This window comes from Halorientalis brevis (genome assembly GCF_023077655.1).
In genome coordinates, this window is sequence record NZ_JALLGV010000004.1 from 403834 (window position 1) to 418340 (window position 14507).

The window sequence follows — 14507 nt, forward strand, 5'->3', positions numbered from 1 at the left end:
CACTCAGCGCGGAATGCCGTAGGTCTCGTCGTCGAGGTCGATCATGTAGACGCGCTTTTCGGTGTCGATGTCGTCGATGCGGGCCACGTCCTGGTCGTCGAGTTCCCAGTCGGCCACCTGGAAGTTCGAGCGGATGTGTGCGGGCGTCGAGGACTTGGGAATCGTCACGACGCCCTTCTGGATCTGCCAGCGGAGGACGACCTGGGCCGGCGTCTTCTCGTAGGACGCGGCCACGTCCTGCACGACGGGATCGTCGAGCACTTCGGTGCGGGCGAGCGGCGCGGCCGCGGTGAGGACGACGTCGTTATCCTCACAGTACGCCAGGAGGTCGTCCTGGTTGAGCCAGGGGTGGTACTCCACCTGGTTGACGGCGATGGGGACGTCGCTCACTTTCTGCGCGAACGTGAGCTGGTACTTGCTGAAGTTGCTCACGCCGATATTGCGGACTTTCCCCTCCTCGTGGAGGCGTTCGAGGGCGTCCAGCGTTTCCCGGAGCGAGATCGTCGGGTTCGGCCAGTGGATCAGATAGAGGTCGAGGTAGTCCGTTCCGAGCCGGTCGAGGCTGGCCTCGCATGACTCCAACACGGACTCGTAATGGAGGTTCTTCGGGAGGACTTTCGAGGTGAGGAAGACGTCCTCGCGGTCGTACTCGGACAGCGCGGCGCCGACCTCGGCTTCGTTTTTGTAGCCTTCGGCGGTGTCGACGTGGGTGTAGCCCGCGTCGAGCGCCGTCCGAACTGCGTCGGTCACGGTCTCGCCGGAGATGTTCCACGTCCCAGCGCCGAGTTGCGGCATCTCGTCGCCACTGGGCAGCGTTCGCGTCGGAATAGACATACGAGTCTGCCTTCACAGGGGTCGTCTAAAGGGCTGCCGACTTCCGGGACGCCGGTCGTGACCAGCCGACAACAGCCGTCTCACCCCGTATTCTTCATCCCGGCAGCGATCCCCTGCACAGTCAGGCGGAGCGTCCGCTCCTGTTGGGGCGAGAGGTCGGCCTCACCGAGCAGGCGCACCTGTAGCAGGTTCAGCGGGTCGACGTAGGGGTTTCGGCGCTGGAGGTTCTCCTCGAGCCACTCGCGGGTCAGCAGGCTGTCGCGACCGGTGATCTCGCAGACTAAGTCGACGGCGGCTTCGTACTCCTCGCGGATGCGCGGGAAGATGCGCTCCCGGAGGTCGTCGTCCGCGAGGTCGGCGTACTCACTGGCGATCTCCACGTCCGTGCGGGCCAGCGCCTGGGACGCGTTGTCGAGCACCGTCCGGAAGAACGGCCACTCGCGGTACATCTCGGTGAGCGTCTCGACGTCGCCGCCCTCGTCGAGGTAGTGCTGGAGGCCAGACGCCAGCGAGTACCAGCCGGTGATGATACACCGGGATTGGGTCCAGGAGAACACCCACGGGATCGCCCGGAGGTCCTCGACGCTGCGCTCTTCCGACCGGGAAGCCGGGCGCGACCCGAGGTTGAGGTCCTCGATGACGGTGATGGGCGTCGCCTGCTCGAAGTACTGGACGAACCCCTCGGTTTCCAGCAGGTCCTGGTACTCCGCGCGGGCGGCGTCGCTCGCGATGTCTAGCGCGTCCAGCCACTCGTCGGGGATGGTCTCGGCGCCCTCCTGGAGGGCTTCGTACCGCGCGCGGATCTGGGCGTTAGCCATCTGTTCTAAGTTCCGCTCTGCGATGTCGTCGTTGGCGTACTTCTCGGAGATGGCTTCGCCCTGTTCGGTGAACTTGATCTGGCCCGACACCGTCTCCCGGGGGAGCGCGAGCATCGCGTCGTTCATCGGGCCGCCGCCGCGGGAGATCGACCCGCCGCGGCCGTGGAACAGGCGCATCTCCACGTCGTAGTCGTCTGTGATCTCGGCCAGGCGCTTCTGGTTGCGGTGAAGGCTCCAGTTCGCGGCGAGATAGCCGTTCTCCTTGTTCGAGTCGGAGTAGCCCAGCATGATCTCCTGGAGGTTGCCCCGCGCCTCGAGCGCCTGCGAGTAGGCCTCGTTCTCGAACAGCGTCCCCATGATGCGCCGCGCCCCGGAGAGGGCGTACTCGGTTTCGAGCAGGGGGACGACGTCCAGCCCGCAGTAGCCCGGGAGGTCCACGATGCCGGCCTGATCGGCCAGGAAGAGAACTTCCAGCACGTGGCTGGGTTCCTCGGCCATGCTGACGGCGTAGGTGTCGATGGCGTCGACGCCGAACTCCCGCTGCCAGTCGGCGAGTTTCTCGAACCGCCGGAGAACGCGACTGGCCGTGTCGCCGAGGTCAGCCCTGTCCTCGACGTCCACGACGGCGTCGTCCTGGAGGATCGCCTCGGTCAGCACCTCGGTCCGTTCGTCCTCGTCCATCTCGGCGTAGTCGATGCTCTCGCGAGCGAGCGCCTCGGAAACGGCCGTGGTGTGCTGTTCCTGGTGGTCGCGCACGTCGAGGCTGGCCATCGCGAAGCCGAACGTTTCGACCTTGCGGACGAGCGGGTCGACCTGCGTCTCGGCGACGTCGGCGGCGTCGTTCGCGCGCAGACTGTCTGCGATGACCCGCAGGTCCGTCGCGAGTTCGTCGGCGTCCCGGTAGCCACCCTGGCGGACGTCCCCGACCCTGAGGACGCGTTCGCGCATCAGTTTGAGCTTCTGGCGGTACGGTTCCTCGGGGTAACGCGCCTCGGCCCCGCTGGCGACGCCGGGGAGTCGCTCGCGGTCGGCGGCGAGCCGGTCCTCGAAGGCCGAGCCGGGGTCGATCTGACTGGCGTCCTGGCTGAGGACGCCGGACAGCGCCTTGAGTTCGTTCCGGTACATCGGGAGGACGGTCTCGCGCTGGCGCTCCAGGGTCTCCTCGGTGATCTCTGGGGTGACGTAGGGGTTGCCGTCGCGGTCGCTGCCGGCCCACGAGCGGAACTCGTAGAGCTTGGGGACGTCGACGTCGGCGTCGAACTGCTCGTCGAGATGGCGTTCGAGTTCGTCGTACACCTCACTGATGACGTCGAAGAGGACGTTCTCCAGGTACCACTGGACGTTCAGCGCCTCGTCGGTCACCTCCGGCCGTCGCCGGCGGACCTGCGGGGTCTGCCAGAGGCTCGTCACCTCGGCGTGGAGGTCCCGCTCGACGGCCCGTTGCTCCCGGTCGGTCAGTCGGACTTCGTCGAGCGTTTCGAGATCGTCGGCGACCGACCGGAGTTTCGCCTTGACGGTCTTCCGGCGCGCTTCGGTCGGATGGGCGGTGAAGGTCGGCTGGATCAGCACGTCCGTCAGCACCTGCTCGACGGTCTCGGGGTCCGCGTCGGCGTCGGCGAGTCGGCTGACCGCCGCTTCGATGCTGTCCGAGAGCATCCCTCGCTGGCTGCCCTCGCGGATCTCCCGCACCCGGTGGCGTTCCTCCGCGAGGTTGATGAGCTCGAAATACGTCGTGAACGCCCGCGCGACGACGTCCTGGCGATCCGCCTCCAGTCGGTCGAGTTCCCTGTGGACCGCCTCCCGCGACGCCGCCTCACCGCGCCGGTAGGCGATCGCCGACGTCCGCAATCGCTCGACGGTCTCCAGCGCGTCGGTCGACGCCTGTGCCGCCAGTATCTCTCCCAGTAGCGACCCCAGTTCCTGCACGTCCTGGGTCACGTCCCTGGCGTGTAAATCCATACCATATCACCACACAGCGCCACGTAAAACACTGACGAAAATTCCCAAATTACAACTCATACTCGAGTAAATATCTATTACATATCGGCGCGGCGCGGTGAGTGTGAGTGACGGTCGCGAGTCGAACTCCGGGAACGAGTCGCGCAGGAACACTGCGCCGTCGGGACGGTCCGGACGGTCGAGGCCGTCTCAGCCGTCGAAATTCGCCCGGAGTTTAAGACAGAGACCACGGTATCGGTTGGCATGGGGCTTCTGAATTGGTTCACCGGGCTGTTCGAGGCGGACGAGGCGTCGGGAGACGGCGGCGGCGCCGCCGATGCGCCAGCGGAACTGGACCTGCAGGTCGACGTCGAGCGTCGCGCGGGAGCGATCATGGAACACTACGAGCTGGCGAGCGAAGACGCCCGGCGGATCGCCGAGATTCTCGACGCGGCAGTGAGTCGCGAGGACGGGTACGCCAGAACGATGATCGTCGACCAGCTGGTTCGCGAGGTCGACGTCGACGAGGACCGCGCCCGGACAATCGTCGACACGGAAGTCGGGTCCATCCGCAACCTCGCTCGCGTCCGGAAGTTCACTGCACAGAGCGACGACGAGGTCAGCGTCCGCTGGGTCGACTCCGTGGGCAGGGACGACTCGCCTGTCTGTGCCGACGTCCGGTCGGCGATCGACGCGGAGGGCCCCGTGACGCCCGACCGCCTGCGCGAACTGATCCGCGAGGCGGCCAGCGATCACGACGGCGGCACGCCCGAGCGCGCCGAGGACCTGATCCCCCACGAGTCCTGTCGTCACACTGTCGTCAGGCACTTCGAGACGAGCTAAGCACCCCGGGCCAGCCAAACGTCTTTTTCAGTCCGGCGTGAACCCACGGTATGGACATCCACCGGTACTTCGACGAGTTCACCGAGCGAGACTGGCAGGCCACGAGCGGTGACCAGGAGCCAGTCCGCTTCGCCATGATCGGCCTGGGATGGTGGACCCGTGAGGAGGCCATCCCCGCCGTCGCCGACTCGGCGCTCTGCGAGACGAGCGTCGTCGTCAGCCGCGACAAAGAGAAGGCCCAGTCGGTCGCCGACAGCGTCGAATCCGTCGAAGCCGGCATCACGGACGAGGAGTTCCACGACGGGGTCGCCCGGGACATCTACGACGCCGTCTACGTCGCGACGCCGAACGCCACGCACCTGCCGTACGTCAAATCCGCCACCGAGTTCGGGAAGGCCGTCCTCTGTGAGAAGCCGATGGAAGCTACCGTCGATCGAGCCGAAGCGATGGTGACTGCCGCCGAGGACGCCGGCGTCACCCTGATGGTCGCCTACCGAATGCACACGGAACCGGCCGTTCGACGGCTCCGCGACCTCGTCGAGGAGGGGCTGCTCGGTGAGCCCGTGCAACTCCACGGGCACATGTCCCAGCGGCTCATGGAGATGATCCCGAATCCGGATCAGTGGCGACTGAATCCGGACCTCGCAGGCCCGGGCGCGAGCGTCACCGACATCGGCCTCTACCCGCTGAACACCGCTCGCTACGTCCTCGACGCCGATCCGGTCGCGGTCCAGGCGAGCATGGACTCGACGAGCGACGCCTTCGACGCCGTCCCCGACGAACGGGCGGCGTTCACGATCGAGTTCCCGGGCGGCGTGTTTGCTGCCTGTACCGCCAGCCAGAACGCCGTCCAGTCGAGCCACCTCCAGGTGATCGGAACGGAGGGAACAGCGACGCTCGACCCAGCGTTCTTCGCCACGGAGCCTCGGGAACTCACGGTCTCTCGCGCCGGGACGCGCGTCGACACCACCTTCGAGCAGGTCGACCAGATGCGCGAAGAGTTCGACTACTTCGCGGACTGCCTGCACACCGACCGGGAGCCGGTCGGCGACGGCCGCCACGGCCTCGTCGACATGCGTGCCCTCGAAGGCATCTACGAGGCTGCCGAGCGCACCGAACGCGTCGAGTTGTAAGGTCGAGAACGCTCAGGTCTGCACCTCGAACCGCACGCCGCCGGCGTCGCTCTCGGTGAGCCGGACGTCCCACCCGTGGGCGGAGAACACTTCCTCGACGATGGCCAGCCCGAGCCCGGTTCCGGTCTCGGTCGTCGAGTACCCGTACTCGAAGACGGCGTCGCGTTCGTCGGCGGGAATCCCCGGACCGTCGTCGGCGACGAAAAAGCCAGACGGCGTCGTCCCGACGCGGAGCGACACGTCCGGCCCGGCGTGTTCCAGGGAGTTCCGGAAGAGGTTCTCGAAGGCCTGGAGCAGCCGCTGGGGGTCCGCGTCGAGGCGCCCGTCGGCGTCGATCGTCAACTCGCCCGTCGGCGCGTCGACGTGTTCCCAGGCGTCTCCGGCGACGGTCGCCAGGCTCACGGGTTCGGTTTCGTCGACGGTCTGGCCCTGGCGAGCGAGCGCCAGCAGGTCGTCGATGAGTTCTTCCATGCGCTCGTGGGCGCCGTCGACGGCCGCGAGGAGGTCCGAGTCGCACTCGTGGCGCGCCATGTCCAGGTTCGACTCGGCCATCCGCAGCGGGTTCCGGAGGTCGTGCGAGACGGTGCTGGCGAACCGCTCCAGTCGCTCGTTCTGGCGATGGAGTTCCCGTTCGCGTTCGAGTCGGTCGGAGACGTCTCGGCCGATGCCGACGATGCCTTCGACGGTGCCGTCGGCCTCGGTCACGGGTGCGCCGGTGAACTCGTAGGGGATGCGATCGCCGTCGCTGGTGACGATTCGGGCCTCGGCGCGCGCACGGCCGCCGTCGAGAATCGCCTCGATCGCCCCGGTTATCGCCGCCACGTCCTCGTCGGCGATCAGTTCGAGCGGGCCCATGTTCTCGATCTCGCGCTCGCTGTAGCCGGTCGCCTCGAGCAGCCGGTCGTTCCAGCGGATGTAGTTCAGGTCCTCGTCGAGCGCGTACATGATGTCCGGGATCGAGTCGACGAGGCCGTCGATAAACGCGCGCTCCTCGCGGAGTTCCGCCTCCCGTTCGGCGCGATTGCAGGCGGTTGCGGCGCTCGTCGCGAGCACCTCGGCGACCTGGCGGTCGAGATCGTCGATTCGATCCGGTTCCGTGGCCCCGAGCACCAGCACCCCGTACTCGCCGATCGGGACGTACATCGCTGACTGCACCGGCGATCGGTCGGCGTCGTCGTCGATCGCAGCGAGGTCATCGGCCATCAGGATCTCGCCGGTCTGGAACGCGTCGCCGACCGGCGGTTCGTCGACGGCGTAGGTCGGACGGTCGTCCATCCGCTCGCGAACCATCTCGGTCGACGCGACGGGGACGAGTGCGTCCGCCTCGTCGTCGTAGAGCCGGACGGTGCTGAGTTCGAACCCGAGGACGTCGCGCGCGGCCGCCAGCGTCGTCTCGGCGACGGTCCGGTGGTCCGGCGCGTCCATCAGGTCCTGCGTCGTCTCGACCAGTCCCGAGAGCTTCCGCTGGCGTTCCTGCTGGGCCGTGATGTCCCTGATGACCCCGGCCGTCCCGGTGAACGAACCGTCGTCGTCGTAGACGATCGTCATGTGGTCCTCGGCGGGGATGTCGGAGCCCTCCTTGGGCTGCAGTGGGAACTCGAAGGTGGTCTCGACGGACTGGCCCGCCAGCAGCGACCGGAGCTTCTCCTCTGCCGACTCGACGGTCGCGTCGTCTTTGATGATCCCGACGTGTTCGCCCAGCAACTCCTCGCGGTCGTAGCCGGTCAGGTCTGCGGCGGCGTCGTTGACCAGTTCGAAGCAGCCGTCGTCGTCGAGAGCGTACACGACGTCGTCGACGGCGTTGATCGTCTCCTCGAACCGTTCGAGTTCGCGCTGGCGTTTCCTGCGTTCCGTGACGTCGCGACCGACGCCGACCGTGCCGGCGAAGGCACCGTCCTCGCGGAGGATTTCGAGGTTCGTCTCCACGGGGACGCGTTCGCCATCGGCGCACTGTACCTCGAACTCGATGGGGGCCGGCGAGTCGTCGCCCTCGTTCAGTGCGGTCGTGATGTGGGCTTCGACGGCCGCGACGTCGTCGTCGCTCATCACGGTCGAGACGTGCGCGCCGAGCAACGTCTCGCGGGCGTATCCGGTCCGTTCGACGAGCGTGTCGTTGACCATCGTGAACCGGCCGTCGGGGTCGACGCGGTAGACGAGGTCGGCGGCCGCGTTGATCCCCGTCTCGTAGGCCTCCAGTTGCTCCTCGCGTTCCTTGCGGTCGGTGACGTCCCGGAAGTACGCCGACAGGCCGGCGTCGTCGGGATACAGCCTGACCTCGAACCACGCCGCCAGCGACTCGTAGTAGGCCTCGAAGATGACCGGCTCCTGTGTCTCCATGGCGCGGCGAGCGTTCGCCTCGAACGTCGTCCCGGACGCGCCGGGGAACACGTCCCAGATGGGCTCACCCAGGACGGCGTCCTCGGTGACGCCGAGCAACTCCTCGGCGTGTGAGTTCAGGAACGTGAACCGGTCGTCGGCGTCGAGGGCGAAGACGCCGTCGTCGATGCGCTCGAACACCGCTTCGACGTCCGCGGTCGCGGCCGGGGGCTCGTCGGTCGGCCCCGGCGATCCCGAGTACGGCGTCACGTGTCGGCAACGACCTCCTCGATCTGCTCGGCGAGCGATTCGAGGTGATCCATCCCCTCGCCTTTCTCGACGTAGGCCGTCACGCCGGCGTCGATGGCCTCGCTTTCGACCGCGTTACTCCCCTTCCCGGTGTAGAGGATGAAGGGGATGTCGAGGCCGGCGTCCCTGACGCGGGCGAGGACGGACAACCCGTCCATCGCGGGCATCTCGAAGTCACAGAGCAGCAGATCGAAGCCGTCGGGGTCGTCCCGTAGGCGGTCGAGCGCGCCGTTCGGATCGGTCGTCGTCTCGATGCGGATGCCCTCCCAGAACCGCTCGAAGTAGTTCTCCGTCGTCGCCAGTGAACCGCGCTCGTCGTCGAGGTGCAGGACTCTGATCGGACGGTCGGTCGCGTCGAACGACACCAGCATTACGGGCCGACCTCCGGGCGCGTGGCGCCGAGGAGCGTCTCGACCAGTTCGTCCGCGGGCGTGACGTGGTCGACGTATCCGCTCTCGCGGGCGTTCGATGGCATCCAGTGGGCCGGACTCGATTCGTCGTCTTGCGCGACGGTCGTCCCGCCCGCGCGCTTGATCGCCTCCACGCCGGCGGTCCCGTCCGTTCCGAGTCCCGTCATCACGACGCCCACGAGCGGTCCGTCGACGGTTTCAGCTGCCGACTGCATCGTCACGTCGGCCGACGGCTGCACGGTCACGTCCCCGTCAGCCTCGACGTGGCCGAGCGTGAGTTCCGTCCCGTCGTCGGCCGCGACGGCGAGGTGTGAGCCGCCGTTGGCGACGACGATCTCGCCCGGGCCGAGGCTCGCGCCGTCCATGGATTCCCGGACCGTGTACTCGCTGATCGCGTCGAGGTTGCGGGCGAACTGGGCGGTGAACCGCTCTCGGAGGTGCTGGACGACGAGCACGCGAAAGCCAGCCTCCCGCGGAAGGGACGCGAGGTGCTGTTTGAGCAACCGCGGCCCGCCGGTCGAACTCGCGATGACGACGACCGGGTTCGCGTCCGGCATCGCGGTGGGTGCCGACGCCGCCGTCGCGTCCCGATCTGTCTGCTCGTCTTCGTCTGGGGCGAGCGGTTCCGGCTGGACCTTGGCGGCGTCCTCGATGGTGTCGATCAGTTCCGCCTTGTACTCGTAGAGATCCAGCGACGGCTCCTCACCGGGTTTGTGGAAGTAGTCCACGGCACCGGCTTCCAGCGCCGAGAGGGTGGTCTCGGCCCCGTCCTCGGTGTAGCGGCTGAGCATGACGACCGGCGTGGGCCGAGTGGTCATGATGCGCTCGACGGCCTCGATGCCGTCCATTCCCGGCATCTTCACGTCCATCGTCACCACGTCCGGTTCGTGGTCGTCGACCATGCTGATGGCCTGCTTACCGTTTCGCGCTTTGCCGACGACCTCGTGGCCCGCCTCCTCGAGGTAGCTGGCGACCTGTGACTGCGTGAAGTGCGAATCGTCGACGACGAGAACTCGTATCATAAGGTATCCTGTCTGGGCGTTCGGAGACTGCCAGCGAATGCTGGTAGCTGCGTGACGCTGCGAATTCGGGTCGATCTGTTGCTGTGAGGGTGTGGGAGGCGCATGCGAGTCACGCCTGGAACGGCGTCTCGGATCGGAGTCTGTCTCATGGGTTGGGGGAATCCCGATGCGTCCATGGCCCGACAGCGCCCGCAGCGGACCCCAGCGAGCCACGGCGAACGAACGCGTTCAGTGTCTGATCCAACACAACTCGCATATAAAAGCGCGATACCTAACGAGAGGGGTACTGACCGCTACTGGCGGAACCGAGCCGTCGCGAGGGGGCGAGGGCGGCCGGAGTGAGCGCCGTGGTGCGGACGGGGAGTCAGCGACCCGTGAGCCTCACGCGTCGTCGAAGAGGGTTTCGCCCTCGACCATGTGGTCGGCGACGGCGTCCATGTCGAGCGTCAGCCCCAGCCCCGGTTCTTCAGGGATCTCGATGTAGCCGTCCTCGATGACCGTCTCTTCCACCAGGTCCGCCCACCAACCCAGCTCGTAGGAGTGGTACTCGACGGCCAGCGCGTTCGGGATGGCAGCGCCGACGTGGGCGCTGGCCATCGTCGCGACGGGCGAGGAGACGTTGTGCATCGCCACGGGGATGTAGTAGGTGTCCGCGAAGTCGGCGATCTTCCGGGTTTCCCGCATCCCGCCGACCTTCGGGAGGTCCGGTGCGACGATGTCGACGGCCTGTTCTTCGAGGAGGCGGCGGTGGCCGTGCTTGCGGTAGACGTTCTCGCCGGCCGTGATCGGCGTCGTTGTACCGTGGGTGACCTTCCGCTGAACGTCGTGGTTCTCCGGCGGGACGGGGTCTTCCAGCCACCAGACGTCGTACTCCTCGATCGCACTCGCCAGTCGCTCGGCGCTGTTGGGCGTGTACGTCCAGTGGCAGTCGAAGGCGACGTCCGCGCGGTCGCGCACGCGTTCGGTCACTGCCTCGACGATCTCTACCTTGTGGCGGACCTCGCCGGGCCGGAGGTGGCGGTTCGCGCGGTCTTTCTCGTGGCCGGAGGGCACGTCCAGGTCGAACTTGAGCGCGTCGTAGCCCAGTTCCTCGACGACGCGCTCGGCCTCGTCTGCACAGGCCTCCGGATCGGCCTCCTCCTCAGTGTGGCAGTCACAGTAGACGCGGACGCTGTCGCGGTACTTCCCGCCGAGCAGCTGGTAGGCGGGCACGTCCAGGAGTTTCCCCGCCACGTCGTGCAGCGCGACTTCGATCCCGGAGATCGCGGTGACCGTCACGCCCTCGATGGAGCCCTCGCCGGACATCTTCTGGACGAGGTGCTCGAACAGTCGGTCGATGTCGAGCGGGTTCTCGCCCACGACGAAGGGTTTCATTCGCTCGATGAGTTCGGGGACGCCAGCGCCCCAGTAGGCCTCGCCGGTGCCGACGACGCCCGCGTCGGTGTAGACGCGCACGAGCGTCCAGGGGAAGTTCCCGTCGACCATCGTCGTCTGCACGTCCGTGATTTCCACGTCGCGCCCGCCTCCGCGAGCGCCGTCGACGCCCATCGTCTCCCCGGAGAGGTCCCGCATCGTGTACTCCGCGTTCGGGTCGTGGAGGCCGGCATAGTCGATACGCATGCCCGGCTCTAGCACCCAGCAGACAGTAAAGGTTGAGCGCGGCGCGGGCCCGACGTCAGCGCCGTCGGTCGCTCACTTCTCGGACTCCCGCTCGTCGAGAATGTCGTCCAAGTCGCGTTCGATGTCGTGACGGTTCCCGCCGATGTCGGCGTTCATCCGCTTGAGCCAGACGAAAAACATCAACACGAGCCCACCGAGCACGACGAGGACGCCGACGAAGCCGGCGACCAGCTGGCCCAGCCGACCGCCGAGCGTCGCCGCCCACACGAGGATCGCGATCCCGCCCAGCACCAGCGCGACGACCGACGGAAACCCCACGTACTCCGTGAACGACCCCAGCATACCTCACTCTCACCGTGGCACCGCTATCAACGTTGGGACGGCTTCGGCCGCTAACAGCGCCCCGCTGTGACCCGGACTACAACAGGTCCAGGTCCCGGAGATCGGTCTCCAGCGCCGCGCGGTCGTCCGCGTCCATCGTCCGCAGCGGACTCCGGAGCGACCCGACGTCGAAGGCCACGTCGCGGAGGGAGAGCGCGGTCTTGACGCCGGCCATGTAGGGGCCGCGCTTGAGCGCGTCGCGAACGTCGTAGACGGTGCTCTGAAGCTCGCGAGCGCGCGCTTCGTCGCCAGCGTCGTAGGCGTCGTAGAGGTCGACGACGAGCTCCGGGAACACGTTCGCGACGGCGCTGACCATCCCGGGACAGCCGATTTCGAGGCCCGCGAAGAGGAGCGAGTCCGACCCCGAGAGGAAGGTCAACTCGGGGAGGGCGTCGATGGCCTGCCCGAGCCACGGGACGTTCTTGCTGGAGTCTTTCACGCCGGCCAGCCCGTCGATGGCAGCGAGGTCGGCCAGCGTGTCCAGCGAGAGAGAGTTGCCCGTCTTGCTCGGGATGTGATAGACGTACACCGGGACGTCGACAGCGTCGGCGACCCGGCGGTAGTGCTCGACGGCCCCGTCGTGGTCCAGCGGGTAGTAGTACGGCGTGACGACGATGACGCCGTCGGCGCCGGCGGCTGCCGCGTGTTCGGCGTGTTGCACCGTCTCGTAGGTGCTCGGCGCGCCCACCCCCGCGACGACGGGGACCTCGTCGACGGCATCGACGACGGCCTCGACGACGCCGTGGCGCTCCTCGGGCGTTAGCAGCGGAACCTCACCGTTGGTCCCGAGCGGAAACACGCCGTGGCAGCCGTGCTCGACGACGAACTCGGCGTGCGCGGCCGTCGCCTCGTAGTCGACCGATTCCTCGTCGTCGAAGGCGGTCACGGTCGGCGGGACGACGCCGTGCAGGGAGAGCGGATCGTCTCGCCCTGGCGCGGGAGCAGCGTTCACCATATCCTGGCTTGCCACGGGCTGGCGGTAATAGTTTCTCCCATCAGCCAATGGTTTTTCGAGAGTGAGTTAACTTTTTGAACCCAGAGTGCATTGGTATGGATACCTATGTGCCAGATAGAAATCAGCCGGTCGCTGGCCGCACGGGTGGGGACCCACGAAGCGCACGTCGCCGTCCGTGACGGAGACACGGTACAGGACGTCATCGAACGGCTCTCGGCCGAGTACGGAACGCAGGTCCAGACGGGGATGCTCGACGGCGAGCGCCTCCGCTCGGACGTCATCGCAGTCAGGAATCCCGACGCCGACCACGAACCGGTCACTGCGGCCTCGCCGCTCACCCCCGGTGACACGCTCGAGTTCCACCTGACCTCCGAACACGACAAGGTCACGCACGCCTGAACGCCGCTGACTCTCCTGCTCTCCACCTGTTCGCCGTTTCTCGGCGTCTTCTCAGCCTTCCAACCGCGCGAGCCTGTTGAGCGCGTAGACGGTCTGGAGCACGTCGGTCGCCTTCCCGGGATCGAAGACGAGTTCGTCCGTGTTCATCACGTGATCGAGCACGTCGCGTGAGGCGTGTTCGGGCGCGGCCGCCAGTCCGTAGTCGTGCTCCTGGACCCACCGCATCACCCGGAGGTCGCTCTTGCTGTCGCCCATCACCACGCTGAACGGCTCGTCGATGTCCAGTACGTCGAAGGCCGCCTCGACGCCGACGACCTTGTTGAGTTCGAGGCTGCCGATCTCGGCGGCGTCGGCCTCGTAGTAGGCGACGTCGATCCGCTCGAACACGTCCCGGACGTCGGCGGGCACGTCGTCGGCCGTCGCGTCCGGGTACTCGCCGTGCTCTTCGAGGACGGTCCGAATCTCGGGGTCCTGGGCCGCGTAGAAGGCCCGCGCCCACTGGCCGGCCAGCTCGGCGTCGGCGTCAGACCCGAGTTCCTCGCAGACGGTGTCGCCGAGCAAGTCGAGTTCGTAGATCAGCGCCTCGTCGATGACGGCCCGGGCGTCGCTGCTTCCCGTCTCGAAGTTGGGTTTCATCGTGACGTTGAACTCGTTGCCCTGGAGGTGACAGCCCCGTCGAAGGTCGTCCGGGGCGTCCGAGAGGACCCGTGAGCGGACGGCGTCGAAGACGTTCCTGATTTCCGCGCCCAGGTCCTCGTACAGCAGTTGTTTGGTGTCGCCACCGTGGCCGGGCGTGAACACGCCGGTGCCGGCCTCGTAGACGATGCTCACGTCCCCCGAGTGGACGAGTTCGTTACCCAGGCCCTGGATGAGGAACCCCTTGACGTTTTCCAGGGTCTGGCCGGTACAGACGACGATGGGGATGCCGTCCTCGTAGAACTCCGTCAGGAGGTGCAGCGTGTCGCGGGGGATCTCGTTGTCGGTCTGGCCGGCCGACCGGAGCGTCTCGTCGACGTCCAGTACCAGCGCGTTGACGGGCTGGCCGTGTTTCGAGAGCAGATCGAGCGCCGTGAACGCCTGTTCCCGGGTGGCCTTCGACGCGATGGCGGCGAAGGTCTCGCCGGTGCTGGGGAAGGCGTCGCGGATCTCGTCTTTCCCTTCGGCGAGTTCGTCGCTGGCGTTCTGCCAGTGTTCCAGGGCGACCCGCGAGTCGACCGGCGGAAAGAGATCGACGAAGTCCTGATAGGCCCGGAGTCGACCGGTGTCGAACTCGTCGTAGAGGCGGTAGAGCTGGTCGTAGCGTTCCATATCTCCGTGTGGACGCGTCAGACCAAAAGACTGCGGGGGCCGCGGGGTGGGACGAGTACGACGGACCGGCGAATCCACTCGCAGTGACGGAGAGAGCGGTCCGGGAATGCAGGGAGAATCTGTCCGTGCTTTCTGTCCAAGTCAGCCGGTATCGACCCTGCGATCCGAATATTTACTCATTACCAAATAAATTATTCGGTGTGTGGTGAGCACGGTGCGGA

General features: G+C 66.9%; 12 protein-coding genes. 3 read left to right on the top strand and 9 right to left on the bottom strand.

What is annotated here, in order from left to right:
• Nucleotides 1–3: 3 nt before the first annotated feature.
• Both MU553_RS10285 and ppc read right to left on the bottom strand, forming a co-directional pair.
• A complete protein-coding gene (locus MU553_RS10285) occupies nt 4–834 on the bottom strand; it encodes an aldo/keto reductase (RefSeq protein WP_247377166.1) in 831 nt (276 codons plus the stop codon).
• Nucleotides 835–914: 80 nt separating this feature from the next.
• A complete protein-coding gene (gene ppc, locus MU553_RS10290) occupies nt 915–3611 on the bottom strand; it encodes a phosphoenolpyruvate carboxylase (protein ID WP_247377165.1) in 2697 nt (898 codons plus the stop codon).
• A 243-nt stretch (nt 3612–3854) separates the two neighbouring features.
• Between ppc and MU553_RS10295 the strand changes: the two genes are divergently transcribed.
• Nucleotides 3855–4433, top strand: a complete 579-nt coding sequence (locus tag MU553_RS10295; protein WP_247377163.1) for a hypothetical protein — start codon at nt 3855–3857, stop codon at nt 4431–4433.
• 50 nt (nt 4434–4483) lie between these two features.
• On the top strand, nt 4484–5566 hold the full coding sequence (gene gfo6, locus MU553_RS10300; protein ID WP_247377161.1) for a D-xylose 1-dehydrogenase Gfo6: 1083 nt from the start codon (nt 4484–4486) through the stop codon (nt 5564–5566).
• A 12-nt stretch (nt 5567–5578) separates the two neighbouring features.
• Here gfo6 and MU553_RS23760 read toward each other — a convergent pair whose 3' ends face one another.
• From MU553_RS23760 to MU553_RS10330, 6 genes are all read right to left on the bottom strand, one after another.
• A complete protein-coding gene (locus MU553_RS23760) occupies nt 5579–8152 on the bottom strand; it encodes a PAS domain S-box protein (RefSeq protein WP_247377159.1) in 2574 nt (857 codons plus the stop codon).
• Nucleotides 8149–8562, bottom strand: coding sequence for a response regulator (locus MU553_RS10310; protein WP_247377157.1), 414 nt, complete (start codon nt 8560–8562; stop codon nt 8149–8151). Before MU553_RS10310 ends, MU553_RS23760 begins: the two co-directional genes overlap by 4 nt.
• Nucleotides 8562–9623 (bottom strand): chemotaxis-specific protein-glutamate methyltransferase CheB, encoded by a 1062-nt coding sequence (gene cheB / locus MU553_RS10315; protein ID WP_247377155.1) that lies wholly within the window; start codon nt 9621–9623, stop codon nt 8562–8564. The genes MU553_RS10310 and cheB overlap by 1 nt, the downstream gene beginning before the upstream one ends.
• A gap of 381 nt (nt 9624–10004) precedes the next feature.
• Nucleotides 10005–11243, bottom strand: coding sequence for a mandelate racemase/muconate lactonizing enzyme family protein (locus MU553_RS10320; RefSeq protein WP_247377153.1), 1239 nt, complete (start codon nt 11241–11243; stop codon nt 10005–10007).
• Nucleotides 11244–11315: 72 nt separating this feature from the next.
• Complete coding sequence (locus tag MU553_RS10325; protein WP_247377149.1) at nt 11316–11585, bottom strand: hypothetical protein; 270 nt, start codon at nt 11583–11585, stop codon at nt 11316–11318.
• Between the two features lie 76 nt (nt 11586–11661).
• Nucleotides 11662–12579, bottom strand: a complete 918-nt coding sequence (locus tag MU553_RS10330) for a dihydrodipicolinate synthase family protein (RefSeq protein ID WP_247377147.1) — start codon at nt 12577–12579, stop codon at nt 11662–11664.
• 105 nt (nt 12580–12684) lie between these two features.
• Between MU553_RS10330 and MU553_RS10335 the strand changes: the two genes are divergently transcribed.
• Nucleotides 12685–12978 carry a ubiquitin family protein gene (locus MU553_RS10335; RefSeq protein ID WP_247377145.1) on the top strand — a complete coding sequence of 98 codons (294 nt, stop codon included), beginning with the start codon at nt 12685–12687 and terminating at the stop codon, nt 12976–12978.
• 51 nt (nt 12979–13029) lie between these two features.
• Here the strand turns inward: MU553_RS10335 and MU553_RS10340 are convergent, their stop codons facing one another.
• Nucleotides 13030–14286 carry an HAD family hydrolase gene (locus MU553_RS10340; RefSeq protein ID WP_247377143.1) on the bottom strand — a complete coding sequence of 419 codons (1257 nt, stop codon included), beginning with the start codon at nt 14284–14286 and terminating at the stop codon, nt 13030–13032.
• Nucleotides 14287–14507 lie beyond the last annotated feature (221 nt).